Source organism: Kitasatospora sp. NPDC002227 (assembly GCF_040296285.1).
In the GTDB taxonomy this organism is placed as follows: Bacteria; Actinomycetota; Actinomycetes; order Streptomycetales; family Streptomycetaceae; genus Kitasatospora.
The window spans coordinates 124,232-145,682 of record NZ_JBEOWY010000003.1 but is presented as its reverse complement, the minus strand read 5'-3'; the positions used below and the strand labels follow the sequence as shown (position 1 = coordinate 145,682).

Annotated in this window: 25 protein-coding genes; 11 read left to right on the top strand and 14 right to left on the bottom strand. The window is 74.1% G+C overall.

Annotation, left to right across the window (positions count from 1 at the left end; all coding sequences use genetic code 11):
• Positions 1–7: 7 nt before the first annotated feature.
• Positions 8–388 carry a thioredoxin family protein gene (locus tag ABT095_RS04295; RefSeq protein ID WP_350527735.1) on the bottom strand — a complete coding sequence of 127 codons (381 nt, stop codon included), beginning with the start codon at positions 386–388 and terminating at the stop codon, positions 8–10.
• Between the two features lie 171 nt (positions 389–559).
• Between ABT095_RS04295 and ABT095_RS04290 the strand changes: the two genes are divergently transcribed.
• The 6 genes from ABT095_RS04290 to ABT095_RS04265 all read left to right on the top strand — a co-directional run bounded on the left by ABT095_RS04290 (position 560) and on the right by ABT095_RS04265 (position 4,108).
• Positions 560–1,144: a hypothetical protein gene (locus tag ABT095_RS04290; RefSeq protein ID WP_350527734.1), complete on the top strand. Its 585-nt coding sequence runs from the start codon at positions 560–562 to the stop codon at positions 1,142–1,144.
• A 39-nt stretch (positions 1,145–1,183) separates the two neighbouring features.
• Positions 1,184–1,747 (top strand): sigma-70 family RNA polymerase sigma factor, encoded by a 564-nt coding sequence (locus tag ABT095_RS04285; protein ID WP_502884812.1) that lies wholly within the window; start codon positions 1,184–1,186, stop codon positions 1,745–1,747.
• Positions 1,744–2,415, top strand: coding sequence for an anti-sigma factor family protein (locus tag ABT095_RS04280; protein ID WP_350527732.1), 672 nt, complete (start codon positions 1,744–1,746; stop codon positions 2,413–2,415). The genes ABT095_RS04285 and ABT095_RS04280 overlap by 4 nt, the downstream gene beginning before the upstream one ends.
• Positions 2,416–2,477: 62 nt before the next feature.
• Entirely contained in the window at positions 2,478–3,635 is a 1,158-nt protein-coding gene (locus ABT095_RS04275; RefSeq protein ID WP_350527731.1) for an acyltransferase family protein, read from the top strand.
• A gap of 19 nt (positions 3,636–3,654) precedes the next feature.
• Positions 3,655–3,822, top strand: a complete 168-nt coding sequence (locus ABT095_RS04270; protein ID WP_350527730.1) for a hypothetical protein — start codon at positions 3,655–3,657, stop codon at positions 3,820–3,822.
• Positions 3,823–3,862: 40 nt separating this feature from the next.
• On the top strand, positions 3,863–4,108 hold the full coding sequence (locus ABT095_RS04265) for a DUF1876 domain-containing protein (protein ID WP_350527729.1): 246 nt from the start codon (positions 3,863–3,865) through the stop codon (positions 4,106–4,108).
• Here ABT095_RS04265 and ABT095_RS04260 read toward each other — a convergent pair whose 3' ends face one another.
• Positions 4,109–5,308 carry an NAD(P)/FAD-dependent oxidoreductase gene (locus ABT095_RS04260; protein WP_350527728.1) on the bottom strand — a complete coding sequence of 400 codons (1,200 nt, stop codon included), beginning with the start codon at positions 5,306–5,308 and terminating at the stop codon, positions 4,109–4,111.
• 140 nt (positions 5,309–5,448) lie between these two features.
• Between ABT095_RS04260 and ABT095_RS04255 the strand changes: the two genes are divergently transcribed.
• Entirely contained in the window at positions 5,449–6,216 is a 768-nt protein-coding gene (locus ABT095_RS04255) for a VOC family protein (protein ID WP_350527727.1), read from the top strand.
• 3 nt (positions 6,217–6,219) lie between these two features.
• Here the strand turns inward: ABT095_RS04255 and ABT095_RS04250 are convergent, their stop codons facing one another.
• Both ABT095_RS04250 and ABT095_RS04245 read right to left on the bottom strand, forming a co-directional pair.
• Positions 6,220–6,969 (bottom strand): DUF2470 domain-containing protein, encoded by a 750-nt coding sequence (locus ABT095_RS04250; protein ID WP_350527726.1) that lies wholly within the window; start codon positions 6,967–6,969, stop codon positions 6,220–6,222.
• 73 nt (positions 6,970–7,042) lie between these two features.
• The gene (locus ABT095_RS04245; RefSeq protein ID WP_350527725.1) at positions 7,043–7,675 is read right to left on the bottom strand and encodes a TetR/AcrR family transcriptional regulator; all 633 of its coding nucleotides are present in this window, start codon (positions 7,673–7,675) and stop codon (positions 7,043–7,045) included.
• Between the two features lie 123 nt (positions 7,676–7,798).
• Here ABT095_RS04245 and ABT095_RS04240 point away from each other — a divergent pair, with 123 nt between their 5' ends.
• The 3 genes from ABT095_RS04240 to ABT095_RS04230 are packed head-to-tail and all read left to right on the top strand — an operon-like array spanning position 7,799 to position 10,307.
• A complete protein-coding gene (locus ABT095_RS04240; RefSeq protein WP_350527724.1) occupies positions 7,799–8,554 on the top strand; it encodes an SDR family oxidoreductase in 756 nt (251 codons plus the stop codon).
• 35 nt (positions 8,555–8,589) lie between these two features.
• The gene (locus ABT095_RS04235; RefSeq protein WP_350527723.1) at positions 8,590–9,351 is read left to right on the top strand and encodes an SDR family oxidoreductase; all 762 of its coding nucleotides are present in this window, start codon (positions 8,590–8,592) and stop codon (positions 9,349–9,351) included.
• Positions 9,348–10,307: an NADPH:quinone oxidoreductase family protein gene (locus ABT095_RS04230; RefSeq protein WP_350527722.1), complete on the top strand. Its 960-nt coding sequence runs from the start codon at positions 9,348–9,350 to the stop codon at positions 10,305–10,307. The genes ABT095_RS04235 and ABT095_RS04230 overlap by 4 nt, the downstream gene beginning before the upstream one ends.
• Here ABT095_RS04230 and ABT095_RS04225 read toward each other — a convergent pair.
• Positions 10,294–11,259, bottom strand: coding sequence for a helix-turn-helix transcriptional regulator (locus ABT095_RS04225; protein WP_350527721.1), 966 nt, complete (start codon positions 11,257–11,259; stop codon positions 10,294–10,296). The genes ABT095_RS04230 and ABT095_RS04225 overlap by 14 nt on opposite strands.
• Positions 11,260–11,409: 150 nt before the next feature.
• Between ABT095_RS04225 and ABT095_RS04220 the strand changes: the two genes are divergently transcribed.
• A complete protein-coding gene (locus ABT095_RS04220) occupies positions 11,410–12,012 on the top strand; it encodes a YbhB/YbcL family Raf kinase inhibitor-like protein (protein ID WP_350527720.1) in 603 nt (200 codons plus the stop codon).
• A 28-nt stretch (positions 12,013–12,040) separates the two neighbouring features.
• On the opposite strand, the gene ABT095_RS04215 is transcribed toward ABT095_RS04220, so the two are convergent.
• From ABT095_RS04215 to ABT095_RS04175, 9 genes are all read right to left on the bottom strand, one after another.
• Positions 12,041–13,144, bottom strand: a complete 1,104-nt coding sequence (locus ABT095_RS04215; RefSeq protein ID WP_350527719.1) for an acyl-CoA dehydrogenase family protein — start codon at positions 13,142–13,144, stop codon at positions 12,041–12,043.
• Positions 13,141–14,313: an acyl-CoA dehydrogenase family protein gene (locus tag ABT095_RS04210; RefSeq protein ID WP_350527718.1), complete on the bottom strand. Its 1,173-nt coding sequence runs from the start codon at positions 14,311–14,313 to the stop codon at positions 13,141–13,143. The genes ABT095_RS04215 and ABT095_RS04210 overlap by 4 nt, the downstream gene beginning before the upstream one ends.
• A gap of 1 nt (position 14,314) precedes the next feature.
• Complete coding sequence (locus ABT095_RS04205) at positions 14,315–15,535, bottom strand: acyl-CoA dehydrogenase family protein (RefSeq protein WP_350527717.1); 1,221 nt, start codon at positions 15,533–15,535, stop codon at positions 14,315–14,317.
• The gene (locus ABT095_RS04200) at positions 15,535–16,566 is read right to left on the bottom strand and encodes a phosphotransferase family protein (RefSeq protein ID WP_350527716.1); all 1,032 of its coding nucleotides are present in this window, start codon (positions 16,564–16,566) and stop codon (positions 15,535–15,537) included. The genes ABT095_RS04205 and ABT095_RS04200 overlap by 1 nt, the downstream gene beginning before the upstream one ends.
• 176 nt (positions 16,567–16,742) lie before the next feature.
• On the bottom strand, positions 16,743–18,401 hold the full coding sequence (locus ABT095_RS04195) for an APC family permease (RefSeq protein WP_350527715.1): 1,659 nt from the start codon (positions 18,399–18,401) through the stop codon (positions 16,743–16,745).
• Between the two features lie 335 nt (positions 18,402–18,736).
• Entirely contained in the window at positions 18,737–19,294 is a 558-nt protein-coding gene (locus ABT095_RS04190) for a COG4315 family predicted lipoprotein (protein ID WP_350527714.1), read from the bottom strand.
• A 121-nt stretch (positions 19,295–19,415) separates the two neighbouring features.
• Positions 19,416–19,640, bottom strand: coding sequence for a hypothetical protein (locus ABT095_RS04185; RefSeq protein ID WP_350527713.1), 225 nt, complete (start codon positions 19,638–19,640; stop codon positions 19,416–19,418).
• A 74-nt stretch (positions 19,641–19,714) separates the two neighbouring features.
• A complete protein-coding gene (locus ABT095_RS04180) occupies positions 19,715–20,356 on the bottom strand; it encodes a DJ-1/PfpI family protein (protein ID WP_350527712.1) in 642 nt (213 codons plus the stop codon).
• 8 nt (positions 20,357–20,364) lie between these two features.
• On the bottom strand, positions 20,365–21,330 hold the full coding sequence (locus ABT095_RS04175) for a GlxA family transcriptional regulator (protein WP_350527711.1): 966 nt from the start codon (positions 21,328–21,330) through the stop codon (positions 20,365–20,367).
• Between the last annotated feature and the right edge of the window lie 121 nt (positions 21,331–21,451).

Sequence of the window (21,451 nt, the reverse complement as noted above, 5' to 3'; positions counted from 1 at the left end):
GCCGAGGTCAGCCCTGGGCGGCGGCCTCGGCCTTCACCTTGGCGTGCACCTCGGCCATGTCGAGCCCGCGGGCCTGGCCGATCAGGTCCTCGAAGGCCGCCTCGGGCAGGGCGCCCGCCTGGGAGAAGACCAGCACGCCCTCGCGGATGATCGCCAGGGTCGGGATCGACTGGATGCCGAAGGCCGCCGCGAGCTCCTGCTGGGCCTCGGTGTCGACCTTCGCGAAGACCAAGTCCTGGTGCTTCTCCGCCGCCTTCTCGTAGACCGGGGCGAAGCGCATGCACGGCCCGCACCACCCGGCCCAGAAGTCGATGAAGACGAACTGCGAGCCCTCGGGGCCCGGGACGATCTCGTCGAAGTTCTCCACGGTCAGCTCGACGGTGCTCATGGCGCGCTACCTGCCCTCTCGGTCGGCCGGATGTTCCGGGATGTCGGGTACGCCCCACTCAACCGGCGCGGCCGCCCGGCTATTCCGGCGGTCGTTGAACACCGGAGCAGCGCGGTGCGTACCGAGGGGTGAGGGTGCGAGGCACCCGATCACCGACTCCTGGGAGACACCATGTCCTCCGTCCCCGTACTCCGCCGTGGCGGCCTGGCCGTCGCCGCCGGGGCAGCCGTCGCCGCGCTGGTGACGGGCTGCGGCAGCTCGGGCGGTTCGTCCGCCTCCTCGGCTCCGAGCCCGACCCCGCCGGCCTCCTCAGCTCCGGCGCAGACCCCGCCCGCCTCCTCGGCCCCGGCGACCACCGGCCCGGTGGAGCTGCAGACCGCCACCTCCGGCACCCTCGGGACGGTCGTCACCGACAGCGCCGGGTTCACCCTGTACCGCTTCGACGAGGACACTGCCAGCCCGTCGGCCTCGCACTGCACCGGCGGCTGCGCGAGCATCTGGCCGCCTGTCCCGGTGACGGCGAACGGGCAGGTCAAGGGCGTGGACCAGAGCCTGGTCGGCAGCGTGACCAGGCCGGACGGCAGCAAGCAGCTCACCCTCGCCGGCTGGCCGCTCTACCGCTACGCCCCCGACACCAAGCCCGGTGACACCAAGGGCCAGGGCGTCGCCGGCACCTGGTGGGCGGTGACGCCGAGCGGAGGCAAGGCGGCTGCCGCCTCGAGCAGCCCGAGCAGCCCCGGTGGTTACGGCTACTGAGCCGTGGCCCTGACCCGACCGCTCGACCAGGAGGTGTGCGTGCGCGAGGATGGCGCCGTGACCGATCAGCGCTTCGGCAGGCCGGCGGCCGGCGAAGGGCCGGACGAGGAGCTGATGCGCGCGCTCTACCGGGAGCACGCGGGGCCGCTGCTCGGCTTCGTCTCCCGCCTGGTGGCGGGCGACCGCCAGCGGGCCGAGGACGTGGTGCAGGAGACGCTGCTGCGGGCCTGGCGGCACATCCACCAACTCGACACCGAGGCACCGTCGTTGCGGCCCTGGCTGGTCACGGTGGCCCGGCGGATCGTGATCGACGACCACCGGGGCAGTCTGGCCAGGCCGCGCGAAGTCTCCGACGCGCCATTGGAGTTGCTCCCGGCCGCCGACGAACTCGACCGGGCGCTACGGCTGATGACCATCTCGGAGGCGCTGGACGACCTGACCGAGGCCCACCGCGAGGTGCTGGTCGAGACCTACCTGCGCGGGAGCAGCGCGGCCGAGGCCGCCGCCCGGCTCGGCATCCCGGCCGGTACTGTCCGGTCCCGGGTCTTCTACGCCCTGCGGGCCCTCAAGCTCGCTCTGGAGGAACGAGGGGTGACATCGTGACCGAGCCGCACGCCGAGCGCACCGACCTGGGCGCCTACCTCCTCGACCTGCTCACCCCGGACGAGCGGGCGGCCTTCGAGCGCCACCTGTCCGGCTGCCCCGACTGCACCGCCGAACTGGACGAGCTCGCACCCACCGCGGAGCTGCTGGGCGAGCTCGCCGCCGCCGGGCCGCCGCTGCTCACCCCCGAGCCGGGCCCGGAGCTGCTGCCGAAGCTGGTCGCCTCGGTGCGGGAGGCCCGCCGCCGCAGCCGTCGCCGTCGGCTGAGCCTGGTCGCCGTCGCCGCCGCCCTGGTGATCGCCGGCCCGGTCGCCACCGCGGCCCTGACCGGCTCACCGCCGGCCGCCGTCGCCGTCCAGCAGTTCTCCGCCACCGACCAGGCCACCGGGGCCTCCGCCACCGTCGGCCTCAGCCCCCGGCCGTGGGGCAGCGAAGTCACCCTCGCCTTCTCCCTCGGCACCCTCCAGGGACCGCTCAGCTGCGACCTGGTCGCCGTCTCCGCCCAGGGCACCCCGCAGACCGTCACCACCTGGTCCCTCCCCGCCACCCCGTACAGCACCCTGCACACCACCGGCGGCACCGCCCTGGCCACGGCCGCGATCGACCACTTCGAGATCCGCACCCTCGACCCCGGGGGCCGCCTCCTGCTCACCGTCCCCGTGCGCTGATCCCCCACCGGGCCTGCCGTACGCTGATGCGGATCTGGTGCGGTGTCGTGAGCTGAGCGGGGATGTCGATGGTGCGTGCGGGGCAGCCGGGCGGCTCGGGCGGGGTGCTGGAGTCGCTCACCCGCTTGCGGTGGTACGCCGCGCTCGGGGTTTTCTGCTTCCACTACGGCTTCGTCGTGCACAGTGCGGGGCTGGAGGCCGCGCTGTCCCTCGGGTACGAAGGAGTGCCGTTCTTCTTCATGCTGTCCGGCTTCGTGCTCACCTGGGCGCACCGGCCGGCGGACGGGGCCGCCCGCTTCCTGCGCAACCGCTTCGCCCGGATCTGGCCGCTGGTGGCGGTCACCACGCTCGTGATCGGGCTGATCGACCTCAGCCAGGGCCGCCCCCCGACGGCGGCCGACCTGGTGTACAACCTGACGTTCACCCAGGCCTGGTCACCCAGCCACTTCTACGCCGTCAACGCCGTCACCTGGACGCTCTCCTGCGAGGCGTTCTTCTACCTGCTCTTCCCGTACCTCATCCGGGTGATCTCCCGGCTCCGGCCGTGGGCCCTGATCGCCACCGCCCTGACGGCCGACGCGGCCACCGCCGCCACCCGGATCTGGACCGGCACCCACGCCATGCCGCCCGGGCTCGCCAAGGAGGTGATCGCCTCCCCGCTCGCCCTCACCCCGATGTTCGTGGTCGGCATCTGCGCGGGCCTGCTGGCGAAGAACGGGGCGTGGCTGCCGGTCGGTGCCAGGGCGGCGCGGCTGCTCACCGTGGGAGCGCTGGCCGCCTGCTGGTACTGGGGCCGCCACCCGCACCTGGTGCCCAGCCCGGTGCCGCCCGGCATCGGCGTGTACGACGCGGTGCTGATCCCGTTCTTCGCCCTCACCGCCGCGGCCCTGGCCCGCCGTGACGCCGCCGGGCCGGGCGGCACGTCGTGGTACGGCCGGGTGATGGTCCGGCTCGGCGAGGCGTCCTTCGCGTTCTACCTCGTGCACGTGGCCGTCCGGGACAACTGGATGCGCTACGGGTGGCTCACCGGCCCGGGCTCGGCGGTGCTGCCGTTCCTGCTGAGCCTCGCGCTCGCCCTGCTCCTGCACAGCCTGGTCGAACGGCCGGCCCAGCGGTGGCTCAAGGGGAAGCCGAAGCGGAGCGCGCCGGCGGCCGTGCCGCAGCAGCCGGCCCCGGCCCCGGCAGCGGAGCCCCTGCGGTCAGGGGTGGGCGCAGACTAGAAGTGCGGAGGTGGCAGCCATGCCCAGCATTCCCTTGATCTGTCCGCGCTGCGGGAAGCCCCAGCGGTTCGTGCCCGGCGGCCCGGGCGGGCGGGCCCGGGTGGTGCACGAGGAGACCGGCCGCGAGGACTGCGGGCCGGGGCCCACGGTGGAAAACCCGCCACCGGCGGAGCAGGCTGGAGACTGAATCCCCGTCCCGGAACCCGATCCGACTGGAGGTGGCGGTCATGATGCACACGATCGTCGGCTGGCACGTGGAGCTGGAGTTCATGGAGGAGGGCGACCGCACCAGGGCCGCCGCCATGGTCAGACTCTCCGACGGCTCGGAGCTGCGCGCCAACGGCTACAGCACCCGCCACCGCTCCGACTCGCCCCAGCCCAGGGTGGGCGAGGAGGTCGCCGGGGCCCGGGCGCTCAACGAACTGGCGATGCAGCTGCTCACCAAGGCCCACGGCGAACTGAAGAGCGCCTAGCTAGAGCTCTTCCAGCGGGAGGTCCGGATCGGCCAGCCGGGCGGGGTCGACGGCCCGTCCGGAGCGGACCAGGGCCCGGATCGGGTCGGTGACGTCCCAGACGTTGACGTTCATGCCGGCCACCACCCGGCCGCCGGCCAGCCAGAACGCGATGAACGCGCGGCCGGGCACGTCACCCCGGAAGACCACCCGGTCGTAGCCGCCGGGGTCGGCGTAGCCGGTGTACTCCATGCCGAGGTCGAACTGGTCGGTGAAGAAGTACGGCACCCGGTCGTAGGACGCCTGCTGGCCCAGCATCGAGCGGGCGGCCGTGCGCGGCTGGTGCAGGGCGTTGGCCCAGTGCTCGACCCGGACCGGGCGGCCGAAGAGCGGGTGGTCGGCGTTGGCGACGTCGCCCGCCGCGTAGATGTTCGGGTCCGAGGTGCGCAGGTGGCGGTCGGTCCGGACACCGTTCTGCACCACCAGCCCGGCGGCCTCGGCCAGCTCGGTGCGCGGCGCCACCCCCACCCCGACCAGGACGGTGTCCGCCTCGACCAGCTCGCCGTCGCCGAGCCGCACGCCCTGCTCGGTCAGCTCGGTGACCCGGACGTTGAAGCGCAGGTCCACCCCGTGCGCCCGGTGCAGATCGGCGAAGACCTGGGCCACCTCCCGCCCGAGCACCCGCAGCAGCGGCAGCTCGGCCGCCTCGAGCACGGTCACCTCCGCCCCGGCCTCCCGGGCGGCGGCCGCCGCCTCCAGGCCGATCCAGCCGGCGCCGATCACGGCTATTCGGGCGCCGCGCCTGAACGAGGACCTGAGCCGGTCGCTGTCGGCGAGGGTGCGCAGCACCACGCCATGCTCGGCGCCCGGGACGGGCAGCTGCCGGGGCTCGGCGCCGGTGGTCAGCAGCAGCTTGCCGTAGCCAAGCAGCCCGGCGCGGCCGAGGCGGACGGTACGGCCGGCGGGGTCGATCTCGGTGACCGCGGTGTCGGTGCGCAGGTCCACGTCGTGCTCGGCGTACCACTCGGGCGGGTGGACGAAGACCGTCTCCCGCGCCGCCTTGCCCTGCAGATAGCCCTTGGAGAGCGGCGGCCGCTCGTACGGCCGCTCGGCCTCCGCCCCGAGCAGGATCAGCGGGCCCTCGAAGCCCTCCTCCCGCAGCGCCTCCACGGCCTTCGCCCCGGCCAGCCCCGCGCCCACCACGACGTACGCGCTGTCCATCGTCCACTCCTCACGAGCTGGTGTACGGACTGCTCCACGGTGGCACGGGGGTGGCCCGTCCGCACCCACGCGTGGCGCCCGGGCCGGGCCCTGCGCGCTGATCTAGGCTGACCCCACCCCGAGCGGAGGGAGTGGTCACGGTGGGTGAGCAGACCGTGGAGGTGCGCTGCGTGCCCGCGGCGCCGTGCTGGGTGAGCCTGCTGGCACGGGAGACGGTGACCGCGCAGGCGTTCTACGGGCCGCTGCTCGGGTGGGAGTTCGAACCGGGTGCGGACCGCTGGGGACCGCACGTGCGGGCCGTGGTGGACGGGGTCGAGGTGGCCGGGATCGGCGAGCTGGCCGGGGACTGGCGCCCGCCGGTCGCCTGGACCAGCTACTTCGGGACGGAGGCCGCCGACGACACCGCCGACCGGGTCCGCGAGCGCGGCGGCACCCTGGCCGTCGGCCCGCTCGCCTTCGACACCGGCCGCCTGGCCCTCGCGGCCGACCCGGCCGGTGCGGCCTTCGGCATCTGGGAGGGCGACCTCGGCTGCGCCACCTGGGTGGACTCGCCCGGCGCGCCGGTCTGGATCGAGCTGCGCACCGCCGACCCGTTCGCCGCCGCGATGTTCTACGGCGAGGTGTTCCGCTGGGACGGCCGCGACCCGAGCCGCTTCGAGGTGCGGTACGAGCACGAGCGGGTGGTGCTGCGCGCCGAGGGCCGCAGCGTGGCGGCGCTGCGCCGGGCCGAGGAGGTGGCGCCGCACTGGGAGGTGTTCTTCTCGGTGGCCGGCACCGACCGCGCGGTCGAGCAGGCGCTCGCCCTCGGCGGCGCGGTGGCCGAGCCGCCCTCGGACACCCCGTACGGCCGGGTGGCCCGGCTGCGGGACGTCGAGGGCGGGCTGTTCTCGGTGATCACACCCGCGTAGCACTCACCGCAGGGCGTGCGCGAAGAGGCGGTGCATCGCGTCCGGGAGCTGTTCGGGGGCGGTGAGCGGGCGGTGGAAGTCGAACCGGGCGTCGGTGACGTGGCGGTCGCCGATCAGGCGGACCCGCAGGCCGTAGCGGTCCAGGGCGACCGGGCGGACGGCGGTGACCGGGAACGGGCCGGGGCCGTCGGGGTGGTCGAGGGCCTGGGCGGCGAGGCGGTCCAGCTGCTCGGGGTGGGACGCGGCCAGGTGCTGGAGCAGCCCGGCCTCCTCGGCGGCCACCGGGTCGGGGGTGGCGGCGGCGAAGGCGGCCAGGTCCACGCAGCACTCGGAGCCCCAGAGGTCCTCCACGGCCAGGTGGTCCAGGTCGAGCCGGAGCAGCGCGTGGGAGCCCTGCGGCCGACCGGGGAAGAGACGGTTCAGCTCGCGCGGACCGGCCGGGAGCCTGCCGATCCGCCCCTGGGCGCCGAGCCGGGCCCGGATGCGGTGGGGGAGCGGGACGGGGGCGACGTCGATGACGTCCAGCTCGCCGGGGATCTCCTCGGCGCGGGAGAGCGAGGTGATCCGGTGCAGCGGGGAGGAGCGCTCGACCAGCACCGCCAGCGCGCCGTCCGGCAGCACCGCGCAGCTGGCCAGCGGCGGGATGCCGGGCCGCTCGGCCAGGTCGATCCCCGGCAGGTCGAGCACCACGGAGGAGGCGTGCGCGACGAGCGTGCGGGCGCGCTCGGCTGCGCTGGGGCGGGTCTGGGGCATGGGTGTCCGTCCTCCTCGGGTTGACTTAGGTGAGCCTAACCTAAGTGATGAGGGGTCGGGAAGTGGTGGTGGGTCAGGCGGTGGAGCCCAGCATGCGCAGGACGAGTACGCCGTAGCGGCGGCCCAGCTCCTCCGGGGTCTCGCTGGAGCGCTCGGTGTACCAGCGGGAGACGTCGATGCCGAGGGAGGTGACGGCCCGGGCAGCGGTGCGGATGTCCTGGACGTCGAAGGCGCCCGAGGCCACGCCCTGCCGGATCAGGGCGAGGACGGCCTCCTCGATCTGCCGTCGCAGCTCGGCGACGACCTCGAACTCCTCCTCCGGCAGTGCGTGCAGCTCGTGGTTGACGATCCGTCCGACGGTGTGGCCGCGGGCGTGCCAGGAGGTGAAGTCCTCCACCAGCCGCCGCATCCGCTCGACCGGGCCGCCCGGGGCGCCGGCGGCGGCGAGCACCAGGTCGAGGGTGGCCTGGTGGCCCGCGCGGCTGATCTCGGAGAGCAGGGCCGCCTTCGAGGGGTAGTGGATGTAGAGCGCGGCGGGGCTCATCCCGGCGGCCGTGGCGATGTCCCGGGTGGTGGTGGCGTGGTAGCCGCGCCGGGCGAAGGAGTCGACGGCGGCCAGCAGCAGGCGCCGGGCGGTCTCGGTGCGCTCGCCCTGGGCGTCGGCCGGGCGGTCGGGCCAGAGGGCGGCTGCTGCTTGATCACTCATGGGCTCAATCCTCCCAGACGGGCCCGGTCGGCTCCCGGGGGCGGGCTGTTGACAGTGTGGCTCGGCGGCAACATGCTAAGCAAGCGCTTAGTCAGGTCGGAGACAGTACGGAGAGGATCGGCGATGACGCCTTCGTTCAAGGGCAAGGTGGCCGTGGTCACCGGAGCAAGCCGGGGCATCGGCCTCGGCATCGCGCGTGAGCTGGTCGAGCGCGGGGCAAAGGTCTGCGTCACCGCGCGGGGCGCCGAGGCGCTGGAGGAGGCCGTCCGCGAACTCGGCGGGCCCGAGAACGCGATCGCCGTCGCGGGCAAGGCCGACGACGCCGCCCACCAGGAGGAGGCCGTCACCCGCACCCTGGAGGCCTTCGGCCGGCTCGACCTGCTGGTCAACAACACCGGCATCAACCCGGTCTACGGCCCCGTCCTCGACACCGACCCGGACGCCGCCGCCAAGATCCTCGCCGTGAACGTGCTCGCCCCGCTGGCCTGGACCCGCCGCGCCCACGCCGCCTGGATGGGCGAGCACGGCGGCGCGGTGGTCAACGTCGCCTCCATCGCGGGCATCCGCTCCTCGGCCGGCATCGGCATGTACGGCGTCAGCAAGGCCGCGCTGATCCGCCTCACCATGGAGCTGGCCGCCGAACTCGGCCCCGACATCCGGGTCAACGCCGTCGCCCCCGCCATCGTCAAGACCAAGTTCGCCGAGGCGCTGTACGAAGGCCGGGAGGAACGCGTCATCCGCGCCTACCCGCTCAAGCGGCTCGGCCTGCCCGAGGACGTCGCGGGCGCCGTCGCCTTCCTGCTCTCCGAGGACTCCTCCTGGATCACCGGGCAGACCCTGGTCGTGGACGGCGGCGTGACGCTCGGCGGTGGCCTGTGAGCGGGGCCTCGACCGGTCGTTTCGCGGGTGAGCGCGTGGTGGTGACCGGCGCCGGGCACGGCATCGGCGCCGCCCTGGCCGAGGCCTACGCCGCCGAGGGAGCCAGGGTGGTGGTCAACGACCTGGACGCGAAGGCGGCCCGGGAGGTCGCCGAGCGGACCGGCGGGCTGGACTTCGCCGGTGACGCGGCCTCCGCCGAGGGCGTGGCCGCGCTGATCGCCTTCGCCCGGGCCGAGCTCGGCGGCATCGACACCTACTGCGCCAACGCGGGCGTCGGCACCGGCGGCGGCGCCGACGCGGGCCCCGCCGCCTGGGCCACGGCCTGGGACGTCAACGTCATGGGCCATGTCCGCGCGGCCGAACTGCTGCTCCCCGACTGGCTGGAGCGCGGCGAGGGCCGCTTCCTGGCCACCGTCTCCGCCGCGGGGCTGCTCACCATGCTCGGCGCCGCCCCGTACGCCGTGACCAAGCACGGCGCCCTCGCCTTCGCCGAGTGGCTCGCCGCCACCTACCGGCACCGGGGCCTGCGGGTGCACGCGCTCTGCCCGCAGGGGGTGCGCACCGGCATGCTCGCCGCCACCGGCACGGCCGGCGAGGTGCTGCTCACCCCGACGGCGATCGAACCCGCCGAGGCGGCGCAGGCGGCCCTGCGGGCCGTGGCGGCCGGGGAGTTCCTGATCCTCCCGCACGCCGAGGTGGCCGAGTACTACGCGGCCCGGGCCACCACGCCCGACCGCTGGCTGGACGGGATAAACCGGCTGCAGCAGGAGATCGAGAAGCGGGAGAAGCAGGCATGAGGGCTTGGCAGGTCACGGAGTTGGGCGAGCCGGGTGCGGTGATGCGGCTGCGGGAGGACGCGGCCGTGCCGGAGCCCGGCGAGGGGCAGGTGCTGGTCCGGGTGCGGGCGGCGGCGGTGAACTTCCCCGACGCGCTGATCTGCCGGGGGCACTACCAGAGCCGTCCGCCGCTGCCGTTCACGCCCGGTCTCGAGCTGTGCGGCGAACTGCCGGACGGCACGCGGGTGATCGGGACTCCGGTACTGCCCTTCGGGGCGTACGCCGAGTATGCGCTGATGGACGCGGGGCAGGTCTACCCCGCTCCGGAGGCGCTGGACGACGCGGAGGCGGCCGCGCTGCACATCGGGTACCAGACGGCCTGGTTCGCCTTGCACCGGCGGGCCGCGCTCAAGGCGGGCGAGACGCTGCTGGTGCACGCCGCCGCCGGTGGGGTCGGCAGTGCGGCCGTGCAGCTCGGAAAGGCGGCCGGGGCGACGGTGATCGGGGTCGTCGGCGGTGCCGAGAAGGCCTCCGTCGCACGGGAGTTGGGTGCCGACGTGGTGGTTGACCGGCGGTCCGAGGACTTCGTGACGGTGGTCAAGGAGGCGACCGGCGGGCGCGGGGCCGACGTGGTCTTCGACCCGGTGGGCGGGGGCGCCTACACGGGCTCGGCGAAGTGCGTCGCCTTCGAGGGCCGGATCGTGGTCATCGGATTCGCGGGCGGTGCGATCCCGGCTCCGCCGCTCAACCACGCGCTGGTGAAGAACTATTCGATCATGGGCCTGCACTGGGGGCTGTACGTCAGCAAGGACCCGGCGGCTGTCCGGGCGGCCCATGCGGAGCTGACTGCGCTGGCGGCCAAGGGAGTTGTGCGGCCACTGGTGAGCGAGCGGCTGCCGTTCGCGGCGGCGGCCAGGGCAGTCGAGCGGGTCGCGGCCGGGACCACCACCGGAAGGCTGGTCATCACCGGGGAGTGAACCTGATCCGGGGCGCGGGGGACTGCGCGCGCAACCGCCCACGGAGGTGGTGGGCCGGTCGCGCAGTTCCCCGCGCCCCTGTTGTGGTTGCTGCTTTCCCGGAGGCCGACGCCAGTCGGCCGGCCCGCGCCGCCACCAGTTCGCGCAGCGCCCGCCCGGCCGCCTCGTCCGCCGGGGTCACCACGGTCAGGTACTGGTGCGAGCCCTCGACGGTGGCGAGGATGTCGTAGCAGACGGTCAGGTCGCCGAACGGTGGCAGCCGCAGCCGCTTGGTGCCGTGGGACCGGTCCTGGACCGTCTGGTCCCGCCACCAGCCGGCGAACTCGGCACTGCGGGAACTCAGTTCGGTGACCAGCTCCGCCAGCCGCCGGTCGCCCCGGTGGCGCGCCAGGTTGGCCCGCAGGTTGCCCACCGTCTCCCGAGCCACCCGGGCCCAGTCCAACTGCGCCTCCCGGACCCCGGGCGACAGGAACAGCAGCCGGGCCACATTGTCCGCCGTGCCCGTGCCGAAGTCCTCACCGAACAGCGCGTTGGCGGCCGCGTTCCAGGCCAGGACGTCGAGCCGGAAGTCCACCACGTAAGCGGGATGCAGCGGCATCCCGTCCAGCAGGACTCGCAGCGAATCGCCGACCGGCGCGGGCACGTGCCGGGCCGGCGGCGCGTCACCACGGGCTACCAGGTGCAGGTGCCGCCGCTCCGACGGCGACAGCCGCAACGCCCCGGCCACCGCGTCCAGGACCGCAGTGCCGGGCGCGCCCACCCGGCCCTGTTCCAGCCGGACGTACCACTCCACGCTGATCGCGGCCAGCTGTGCCACCTCCTGCCGCCGCAGGCCCGGGGTCCGCCGCCGTCCGCCCGGCGGCAGGCCCGCCTGCTCCGGTGACAGCCGCTCCCGCATCGCCCGCAGGAACTCTGCCAGCTCCTCCTGCCTCGCCCCGCTCCCACTCCCCATCGGGCCATGATCGGCAGGGCCGGCCGGAGGTGTCCAGCAGGGCGGGTGGTACTGCGCGTACCACCATCCGCAGGGCCTTCCCGGCGCCGGCGGCGTACCGGGAGGGTGGAGGCACTCACCGATCCCACCGCAGAGCAGGAGCGTTCCGACATGGGCAAGATCCGTACCGCCGCGACCGTCGCCGCCACCGTGGTCGGCCTGACCGCCACCGGGGCCGAGGCCGCCGGGCCGCACCACCCGGACTTCGGCCGCACCGAAGTCCGGGCGGGTGTCCCGGCGTCGGCCGCGCGCTTCACCCTGACCAGCCCCGACCTGCGGGACGGCGGCGCCTTCCCGGCCGGCGCCTGGGCCGGCTCGTTCGGCTGCACCGGCGGCAACCGCCAGGTCCGGCTGGCCTGGCACGGCGCCCCGGCGGGCACCCGCAGCTACGCCGTCACCATGTTCGACCAGGACGCGCCGACCGGTTCGGGCTTCTGGCACTGGCTCACCTGGGACATTCCGGCCGACTCCACCGGACTGGGTGCGGCCCCGCCCGCCGGAGCGGTGACCGGCATCGACGACGCGGGGCTGACCGGCTACCTTGGCCCCTGCCCGCCGGCCGGGGACGTCCGCCACCGCTACCAGGTCACGGTGTACGCACTGGACGTTCCGAGCCTGGCGCTGCCCGCGAACACCCCGGCGGCGCTGACCGCGTTCACCATGAGCGGTCACGTCATCGGCTACGGCCGGATCACCGCCACGGCCCGGCGCTGACCACGCACGCGCGGCCGGGCCCGGCCCCTCAGCCCGGGAGGCCGACCGGCCCGGCCAGCGCGGCCCGGTGGAACCCCGGGGTGCCCAGGGCCAGTTGGTCGGCCTTGGCGCGCTTCAGGTACAGGTGGGCCGGGTGCTCCCAGGTCATGCCGATGCCGCCGTGGAGTTGGACGCACTCCTCGGCCGCCCGCACGGCGAGGGCCCCGCAGTGCGACTGCGCCACGGCGACCGCCACCGCCGAGTCCGGGCTGCCGGTCGCCAGGCAGTCCGCCGCGTAGCGGGCTGCGGCGCGGGCGCCGACGGTCTCCAGCCAGAGGTCTGCCAGGCGGTGCTTGAGGGCCTGGAAGGAGCCCAGCGGGCGGGCGAACTGGCGGCGGTCCTTGAGGTACGCCACGGTGGTGGCCAGGCACCACTCCGCGATGCCCAGCTGCTCCGAGGCCAGCAGGCCGGCGCCGGTCAGCAGTGCCTGCTGCAGGGCGGTGACCGACCGGTCGGGGCCGGCCAGGCGGCGGGCGGGGACGCCCTCGAGGGTGAGGTCGGCGACGGGGCGGGTGAGGTCGAGGGAGGTACGGCGGGCCACCCCGACGCCGGTGGCGGCGGCTTCGACCGCGAAGAGGCCCGGGCCGTCCGGGGCGAGGGCGGGGACCACGAGCAGGTCGGCCACCGAGGCGTCCGCGATCGAGGTGATCCGCCCGCGCAGCAGCCCGTTCTCGGCGGTCACGGCCGAGGGGAAGTCCGCGCCGGGGGCGGTGGTCAGCGGCACGGCCAGGGCGGCCGTCCGGGTGCCCTCGGCGAGCTCGGGGAGCAACTCGCCCGCCCCGCAGGCGAGCAGGGCCGTGGTGGCGAGGACGGCGCTGCCGAGGAAGGGCACCGGGGCCGCGTGGCGGCCCAGCTCCTCGAGGACCACCGCGACCTCGCGGGCACCCGCCCCCGCCCCGCCGTGCTGCTCCGGCACGGCCAGCCCGGCCACGCCCAACTGCGCGGCCAGGGTGGCCCACAGGGCGAGGTCGTACGGCTGGGCCGACTCGGCCCGGGCCAGCACCTCGCCGGGCGGGCAGTGGTGGCCGAGCAACGACCTTACGCTGGCGCGGAGTTCTTCCTCGACCTCGGAGTAGAGCAGGTCGGCGCTCACCTGGGCACGTCCTTCCAGGGCAGGTCCTTGTCGGCGCGGGGTTCGGCCGGGAGGCCGAGCACGCGTTCGGCGATGATGTTGCGCAGGATCTCCGAGGTGCCGCCCTCGATCGAGTTGCCCTTGGCGCGCAGGTAGCGGTAGCCGGCCTCGCGGCCGGTGAAGTCGACCAGTTCGGGGCGGGTCATGGTCCAGTCGTCGTAGCGCAGGCCGTCCTCGCCGAGGAGTTCGACCTCCAGGCCGCTCAACTCCTGGGCCAGCCGGGCGAAGGCGAGCTTCATCGCCGCGCCCTCGGGGCCGGGCTGGCCCTGGGCGAGCTGCTGGCGCAGCCGTTCGCCGGTGAGGCGGACCACCTCGGCGTCCACCCAGCCCTTCAGCAGCCGCGCGTGCAGCTCGGGGGTGCGCAACTCGGGGCGGCGGCGCCAGGTTTCGGCCACCACGCCGATCATGCCGCCCTCGCGCGGCATGGCCTGGCCGCCGATCGCCACCCGCTCGTTGTTGAGGGTGGTCTGGGCGACCTGCCAGCCCTCGCCGACGGCGCCGAGGCGGTGCTCGTCGGGGATCCGTACGCCGGTGAGGAAGACTTCGTTGAACTCGGCCTCGCCGGTGATCTGGCGCAGCGGCCGGACGTCCACCCCGGGATCGGTCATGTCGCAGACGAAGTAGCTGATGCCCTGGTGCTTGGGCACCGAGGGGTCGGTGCGGGCCAGCAGGATGGCCCAGCGGGCGGTGTGGGCGGTGGAGGTCCACACCTTCTGCCCGTCCACCGTCCAGACCCCGTCCTCGCCGGGCACCGCGCGGGTGGCCAGGGCCGCGAGGTCGGAGCCGGCGCCGGGCTCGCTGAAGAGCTGGCACCAGACCTCCTCGCCCGTCCAGAGCGGGCGCAGGAAGCGCTTCTTCTGCTCCTCGGTGCCGTAGCGCAGGATGGTCGGGGCGGCCATGCCGAGGCCGATGCCGATCCGGCGGGGGTTGTTGTCGGGGGCCCCGGCGGCGGCCAACTCGGCGTCGACGGCAGCCTGTTCGGAGCGGGCCAGGCCGAGCCCGCCGAGGCCGACCGGGAAGTGCACCCAGGCCAGTCCGGCGTCGAAGCGGGCCCGGAGGAAGTCGAGCGGTGCGGTGGTCCCAGGGGGGTATGAGGCCAGCAGGGTACGGACGCGTGCGGCGAGGTCCACGTCAGCTCTCCTTGGTCTGGCGCCTGAGCTCCCGGCGGGCGAGGGAGCGCTTGTGCACCTCGTCCGGCCCGTCGGCCAGCCGCAGAGTCCGGTTGCCGGCCCAGAGCTGGGCCAGCGGGGTGTCCTGGCTGACCCCGGCGGCGCCGTGGGCCTGCACGGCCTTGTCGAGGATCCACTCGACCGCCGCCGGGACGGCGATCTTGATGGCCTGGATCTCGGTGTGCGCGCCCCGGTTGCCGACGGTGTCCATCAGCCAGGCGGTCTTGAGCACCAGCAGCCGGGCCTGCTCGATCCGTACCCGGGCCTCGGCGATCCAGTCCTGCACCACGCCCTGCTCGGCCAGCGGCTTGCCGAAGGCGACCCGCTTGCTCACCCGCCGGCACATCAACTCCAGGGCCCGCTCGGCGATCCCGATCGCCCGCATGCAGTGGTGGATCCGGCCCGGACCGAGCCGGGCCTGGGCGATGGCGAAGCCGTCGCCCTCGCCGCCGATCAGGTTGGCGGCGGGCACCCGGACGCCCTCGAAGGTGATCTCGGCGTGGCCGCCGTGGTCGGCGTCCTGGTAGCCGAAGACGGTCATGCCGCGCCGGACCGTCACGCCCGGGGTGTCGCGCGGCACCAGGATCATGCTCTGCTGCCGGTGCGGCTCGGCGGTCGGGTCGGTCTTGCCCATCACGATGAGGATCTTGCAGTCCGGGTTCATCGCCCCGGTGATGTACCACTTGCGGCCGGTGACGAGGTAGCTGTCGCCGTCCCGCTCGATCCGGGTGGTGATGTTGGTGGCGTCCGAGGAGGCGACCTCGGGCTCGGTCATCGCGAAGGCCGAGCGGATGGTGCCCTCCAGCAGTGGCTGCAGCCACTGCGCGCGCTGCTCGGGGGAGCCGAACTCGTTGAGGAGCTCCATGTTCCCGGTGTCCGGCGCCGCGCAGTTGAGGGCGGCCGGGGCGAGCAGGATCGAGCGGCCGGTCAGCTCGGCCAGCGGTGCGTACTGCAGGTTGGTCAGGCCCGCGCCCAGCTCGCCGGGCAGGAAGAGGTTCCACAGCCCGCGCGCCTTGGCCTCGGCGCGCAGCTCGGCGATCACCGGCGGCACGGACCACTCCGGCCGCGTCGGGTCGGCGAGTTGGGCCGCGAGCACCGGCTCGGCGGGGTACACGTGCTCGGCCATGAACGCCTGGAGCTGCCCGCGCAGCTCCTCGGTGCGGGTGTCGTACCCGAAGTCCATCAGTGCTCCTTGAGCGAGGTGAGGCCGAACCGGACGAAGAGCGGCACGAGTTCGCCGACCCGGTCGAAGCCTTGGCCGACCGTGCGGCCCTGGCTGTACCGGAAGTGGATGCCCTCCAGGACGACGGCGAGCTTGAACGAGGCGAAGCCGACGTACCAGCCGAGCGCCGAGACGTCGCGGCCGGAGTGCTTGGCGTAGTGGCCGACCAGTTCGGCGGTGGTGGGGAAGCCTGGGGCGAGCGCGGCACCGGGCAGGATGCCGTCGTACTGGCGGGCCAGTTCGGTGTACATCACCAGCAGGCCGAGGTCGGTGAGCGGGTCGCCGAGGGTGGACATCTCCCAGTCGAGCACGGCCTTGATCCGGTCGTCCGGGCCGACCAGGACGTTGTCGAGGCGGTAGTCGCCGTGCACCAGGGTGGGGTCGGGGGAGGCGGGCAGCTGCTCGGCCAGCCGCTCGCGAAGCTCGTCCAGGCCGGGCAGCTCGCGGCTCCGGCTGGCGTCCAACTGCTTGCTCCAGCGGCGCAGTTGCCGCTCCAGGAAGCCCTCGGGGCGGCCGAAGTCGGCCAGGCCGGCCGCGGCCGGGTCGAGGGCGTGCAGCTGGACCAGGGTGTCGGTCAGGTGCAGTCCGAGCGCGTGCACCCGCGCCTCGCCGAGGGCGGCGAGCGCGGCGGCGTCCCGGTGCGGGGTGCCCTCGACGTGCTCCATCAGGTAGAACGGCGCTCCGGTGACCTCGGTGTCCTCGACCAGCAGCAGTGGCCGGGGCACCGGGAAGCCAGTGGGGTGCAGCCCGCTGAGCACCCGGTGCTCGCGGCCCATGTCGTGGGCGGTGGCGAGCACGTGGCCGAGCGGCGGGCGGCGCAGCACCCAGCGGCTCTCGCCGTCGCTCAGCAGGTAGGTGAGGTTCGACCGGCCGCCCTCGAAGAGCCGGGCCTCCAGCGGCCCGCGCACCAGGCCGGGCAGGTGGGCGTCCAGGTGCTCGCGCACCCGGTCGAGATCGAGGCCGGGCGGGGCGGCGGGGCGGTCGTCACTCATGGCGTCCTCGGGGTCGGTCCGACGTGCTGACTAAGCGCTTGCTTAGCTTCCTCGCGCCCTACCCCGTTGTCAACGTCCCCGAGCCGAGCCGAGCCGAGTCCGCCGGCTCCGGAAAACGCAGGGGCCCCGCCCGGCATACTGCCCGGCGGGGCCCCTCGGCAATGCGGCCTGGGTGATCAGTGGCCGCCCGCGTCCACGACGTCGACCTCGTCGACGTTGCGCTCGATCTCCTCGGCCGGCAGGGCCGAGTTGACCGCCCAGTAGTAGATGGCGGTGGCGAAGGCCGCGATGACGGCCATGTCCCACCAGAGCGGCAGGTTGCCGGTGCCGCCGAAGCCGCCCTGCCAGGAGATCAGGCCCATGCCGATCAGGTAGACCGGCAGCCAGCGGGCCGCCTTCCAGTCCAGCCGGGGAGCGTTCGGCAGGCCCTTGCGGATCGCGTACGCGGCGTAGCCGCCGAGCAGCAGGTAGCCGAGCAGGATGGCGAAGCCCAGGCGCATCAGGATGTCCCAGCCGGACCAGTAGATGATCAGGCTCGCGACCACGAAGGAGACCGGGGCCACCACGCCGCCGGCGGGCAGCCGGTAGGAGCGCTCACGCTCGGGCAGCCGGGCGCGCAGGGCGCCGAAGGCCAGCGGGGCACCCGCGTACATCAGCACCGAGGCGGAGGTGATGAAGGAGACCAGCTGCTGCCAGCTCGGGAAGGGCAGGAAGCAGACCACGCCGGTGATGAAGGACATCACCAGTCCGAACCACGGCACACCCCGGCGGTCGGTGCGCTCGAAGAGCCGCGGCGCGTAGCCGTTCTTGCTCAGGCCGTAGGAGATCCGGGAGGTGGCGGTGGTGTAGATCAGGCCGGTGCCGCCGGGGGAGACAAGGGCGTCGAAGTACAGCACGTATGCCAGCCAGCCGAGGCCGACCACGGTGGCCAGGCCCGCGAAGGGGCCGCTGATGCCGGCGAAGTCGAGCTTGCCCCAGCCGCCCGCGATGGCGGCGGCGGGCAGGGCGGCGATGAAGACCACCTGCAGCAGGGTGTAGATCAGGGTGCCGATGGTCACCGAGCCGAGCACCGCGCGCGGGATGTCGCGCTTGGGGTTGCGGCTCTCGCCGGAGAGCTGGATGGCCTGCTCGAAGCCGAGCAGCGCGAAGATGATGCCGCTGGTGCTGATCGCGGCCAGCACGCCCTTGGCGCCGAACGGCGCGAAGCCGTGCGAGGTGAAGTTCGAGCCGTGGAAGTTGGTCACGGCGAGGATGAAGATGGTGCCGAGCGGGACGGCGATCTTCAGCCAGGTGGCGACCGAGTTGGTGAGCGCCAGGATGCGGACGCCGAGGAAGTTCACCGCGACGAAGACACCCATCAGCAGCACGGCCACGGCGAACCCGCTGGGGGTGAGGGTGCCGTCGGCGTGCAGGAAGTGCTGGGCGAAGGACCAGTGACCGGCGTAGCCGATCATCGCCTCGACCTCGATCGGTGCGACCGTGGCCGCCTGGAGCCAGGAGAACCATCCGAAGGACATGCCCGCCAGGCCGCCGAAGGTGTAGTGCGGGTACCTGGCGGTACCGCCGGCGGCGGCGAACATCCCGCCGAGCTCGGCGTGGACGAAGGCGAGCAGGGCGATCGCGATCGCGCCGATGCCCCAGGAGATGATCGCGGCGGGGCCGGCGACCACGACGGCGTTCTTGGCGCCGAACAGCCAGCCGGAGCCGATGATCGAGCCGACCGAGGCCCAGAGCAGGCCGATCAGGCCGACCTCGCGGCGGAGCTTGCTGCCCCCTGATGGGGTGTTTGCGGGTGATATGTCCGACTGGATGGCGAGCTGGTCCGTGGATGCCATGTGGGGAGACCTCTCGAGGGACGGGCAGGGGTGGTGAGAGTTGCCCAAGGCTAGGCGGACCATTGCGCTCCAGAACAGATACCTATTCCGAATAGTTACATTCAAGCGGTAATTTTCACGAGCCGGTACGACCTGTCAGTGTTCCGTCATCTCTGCAGGTCAGAGTGCACTTGAGCGTCCCTTGAGGATTCTCTGAATGGAAAAGTACAGCTGGGTAGTGCATAAGAATGCTGCCAATCAGCCGGGATTCCCGGGTGGCCGGCGGAGAATTATGCGGGAGCCGGTCGATGGTTCACGGGCTGCAGAGACCGACCGACCGGTGAGATGACGTCCGCTCAGTCGGTCCTCGGCTTGCCGACCTTGTCACCGGTGGCGTTGGAGACGTACCAGGCGGAGTCGTACTGCTCCTGCTGCTGGCCGTTGGCGTCCCCGGGCCCGGTGTCGCCGGAGAAGTAGTAGAGCGGGCGGCCCTTGTAGAGCACCGCGAGGCTGCCGTCCGGCCGGGGCGTGGTGCCGATCAGGCCCTGGTCGGCCCCGGCCCCCGCGACCGGCGGGCCGGCGGTGGTCACGGCCGGCCAGGCCGTGGCACAGGCGTCGGTGCAGGCCGACTTCACCGAGGTGTCGGCGTCGAAGAGGTAGAGCGTGCGGCCGCTGCCGTCGACCAGGACGGGGCCCAGCCCGCCGACGGTGGCCACGGCGATGACCGTGCCCGGCTTGGGCGCGGCGACGGTGGCGGCGGGGGCCGGGGTGGCGCGCGCGGCCGGGCTCGGACTGGCGGTGGGGCTCGGTGCGGGCGGCAGTGGCGGCAGGGTCGCGTCGGCGCAGCCGGTGGTCAGCGCGGCGAGGGCGGCCAGGGCGGCCGCGAGGGCGGCGGGCACGCGGGAGGGGCGCATCGGACCTCCTGGGGAGTGCGGGATGCTTCCCACTACCGCAGGCCACCGGCGCCCCGGCCACCCGGCCGGGGGCGGCGTCAACGGATCGGGGGGCGGGGTTGGCCCGGGTGGGCGCCCGCCGTCAGCCCTCCGGCTCCCAGACCGTCCGGTCGCCGCCGCGCCAGGCGACCAGGTCCGGATCGTCCAGGTCGGGGTCGTCCACCCCGGCCCGCCGGATGAACTCGGCCACGTCGGCCGCCGTGAAGGCCTTGCCGACCGGCCGGCCGTAGATCTCCACCCGGCGGTACGGGTGCGCGCCGCGCGTGGGCGGTCGCACCACCACCGGGGGGTGGAAGATGTCGTTCATACCTCCAAGTGTCGCTCGGGCCGGGTGGCGCTGCGGCGCGGCGGGCACCGCAGCGCGTCTCCTCGGGCCTCGCCTCAGTCGTCGCCGAGCACGGCGCGGCCGCGGGCCCGGAGGGCGGCGACCACGGCGGGCGGGGCGGTGTCCGGGCTGCCGGCCCGGTACGGCGGCTCGGGGGCGTACTCCGTGCCGAGCTGGACGGCCTGGGCCACCTGGTCGCCCGCGATGCGGCCGATCAGGTGAAGGGCAAGATCCATCCCGGCGGAGACGCCCGCAGCGGTCGCGTACTTGCCGTCGAACACCACCCGCTCGGCGGCCGCCGTCACCCCGAGGGCCGGGAGCTGGTCGTGGGCCAGCCAGTGCGTGGTGGCCCGCCGCCCGGCGAGCAGGCCGGCCGCCGCGAGCAGCAGCGAACCGGTGCAGACCGAGGTCGTCCAGGTGGTGGTCGCGTCGACGGCGCGCAGCCAGTCGAGCAGCTTCGCGTTCGCCATCTGCCGGACCTGCCCGGGGCCGCCGGGCACCAGCAGCAGGTCGGCGTCGGTGACCTCCGCCAGCGATCGCTCGGCGGTGAGGGAGAGGAACCCGGTGTCGGTGCGGACGGGGCCGGGGCGTTCGGCGGCGAAGACCACCTCGGCGCCGGGCACGGCGGCCAGCATCTCGTACGGGCCGACGGCGTCGAGCGCGGTGAAGCGGTCGTAGAGCAGGATGACGGTGCGCATGATTCCCCTCAACGGGCTGGTTCGGGTGCGGAGTTGAAGCGGCGGCGGTACTCGGAGGGCGGGGTGCCGAGGGCCTGGGCGAAGGCACGGCGCATCGCCTCGGGGGTGCGGTAGCCGGCGGCGCGGGCGATCTGCTCGATGCCGTCGGCGGACTCCTCCAGGAGCCGGCGGGCGGTCTCCAGCCGGACGGCGTCCACGTACCGGCCCGGGGTGACGCCGACCTCGGCGGCGAAGGCACGGGCGAACTGCCGGGGTGAGAGCGCGGCCCGCCGGGCGAGCTCCGGTACGGCCAGGTCGGCCGCCGGGTGCTCGGCGATCCACTGCTGCAGCTCCCGCAGCGGCCGCCGCTCGGCGAGCTGGGCGGCGAGCTGGGTGCTGAACTGCGCCTGGCTGCCGGGCCGCCGCAGGTACATCACCAGGTGCCGGGCGATCAGCAGCGCCCGCTCCCGTCCGAGGTCCTCCTCCACCAGCGCGAGCGCTAGGTCGATGCCCGCCGTCACTCCCGCCGAGGTGGCCACCGCGCCGTCCCGGACGTAGATCGGCTCGGGGTCGACCCGCACGGCCGGGTACCGGCGGGCGAGGGCGGCGCAGTGCGCCCAGTGCGTGGTGGCCCGGCGGCCGTCGAGCAGCCCGGCCCCGGCGAGCAGGAAGGCGCCGGTGCAGACCGACACCACGCGTTCGGCTCCGGCGGCCAGCTCCTTGATGCGTGCCGTGAGCTCGGGATCCGGGTGGCGGCTGCCGGGGCCGCCGGGGACGAGCAGGGTGTGCGGCGGTCCGCTCCCGCGCAGGTCCTCGTCCGGCAGCATCCGCAGCCCGCTGCCCGAGCGGACGGCGGCGCCGCCGAGCGAGGCGGTCCGGGCGCGGTAGGCCCCGGCGTTCGCGAAGACCTCCCAGGGGCCGGACACGTCGAGGCTCTGGAGATCGTCGTAGAGCACGAAGAGCACGCTGCGGTCGTTCGTGGTGGTGCTGGTCACGGATCCAGCCTGGCAGCGCGGGCGAGGTGGCAGCAAGGACGCGCATCCCACCTTTTCTGCCATCGCTTTCCGCCGGCCCGGGTGACTGGCCCGGCCCGGGCGCGGGGAGCAGCATGGACGG

Bases quoted from the DNA above. Each gene is read 5' to 3' on its own strand.
- ABT095_RS04295 (WP_350527735.1), bottom strand. From the start codon at position 388: ATGAGCACCGTCGAGCTGACCGTGGAGAACTTCGACGAGATCGTCCCG.
- ABT095_RS04290 (WP_350527734.1), top strand. From the start codon at position 560: ATGTCCTCCGTCCCCGTACTCCGCCGTGGCGGCCTGGCCGTCGCCGCC.
- ABT095_RS04275 (WP_350527731.1), top strand. From the start codon at position 2,478: ATGTCGATGGTGCGTGCGGGGCAGCCGGGCGGCTCGGGCGGGGTGCTG.
- ABT095_RS04270 (WP_350527730.1), top strand. From the start codon at position 3,655: ATGCCCAGCATTCCCTTGATCTGTCCGCGCTGCGGGAAGCCCCAGCGG.
- ABT095_RS04265 (WP_350527729.1), top strand. From the start codon at position 3,863: ATGATGCACACGATCGTCGGCTGGCACGTGGAGCTGGAGTTCATGGAG.
- ABT095_RS04260 (WP_350527728.1), bottom strand. From the start codon at position 5,308: ATGGACAGCGCGTACGTCGTGGTGGGCGCGGGGCTGGCCGGGGCGAAG.
- ABT095_RS04250 (WP_350527726.1), bottom strand. From the start codon at position 6,969: ATGCCCCAGACCCGCCCCAGCGCAGCCGAGCGCGCCCGCACGCTCGTC.
- ABT095_RS04245 (WP_350527725.1), bottom strand. From the start codon at position 7,675: ATGAGTGATCAAGCAGCAGCCGCCCTCTGGCCCGACCGCCCGGCCGAC.
- ABT095_RS04240 (WP_350527724.1), top strand. From the start codon at position 7,799: ATGACGCCTTCGTTCAAGGGCAAGGTGGCCGTGGTCACCGGAGCAAGC.
- ABT095_RS04230 (WP_350527722.1), top strand. From the start codon at position 9,348: ATGAGGGCTTGGCAGGTCACGGAGTTGGGCGAGCCGGGTGCGGTGATG.
- ABT095_RS04225 (WP_350527721.1), bottom strand. From the start codon at position 11,259: ATGGGGAGTGGGAGCGGGGCGAGGCAGGAGGAGCTGGCAGAGTTCCTG.
- ABT095_RS04220 (WP_350527720.1), top strand. From the start codon at position 11,410: ATGGGCAAGATCCGTACCGCCGCGACCGTCGCCGCCACCGTGGTCGGC.
- ABT095_RS04205 (WP_350527717.1), bottom strand. From the start codon at position 15,535: ATGGACTTCGGGTACGACACCCGCACCGAGGAGCTGCGCGGGCAGCTC.
- ABT095_RS04200 (WP_350527716.1), bottom strand. From the start codon at position 16,566: ATGAGTGACGACCGCCCCGCCGCCCCGCCCGGCCTCGATCTCGACCGG.
- ABT095_RS04195 (WP_350527715.1), bottom strand. From the start codon at position 18,401: ATGGCATCCACGGACCAGCTCGCCATCCAGTCGGACATATCACCCGCA.
- ABT095_RS04190 (WP_350527714.1), bottom strand. From the start codon at position 19,294: ATGCGCCCCTCCCGCGTGCCCGCCGCCCTCGCGGCCGCCCTGGCCGCC.
- ABT095_RS04185 (WP_350527713.1), bottom strand. From the start codon at position 19,640: ATGAACGACATCTTCCACCCCCCGGTGGTGGTGCGACCGCCCACGCGC.
- ABT095_RS04180 (WP_350527712.1), bottom strand. From the start codon at position 20,356: ATGCGCACCGTCATCCTGCTCTACGACCGCTTCACCGCGCTCGACGCC.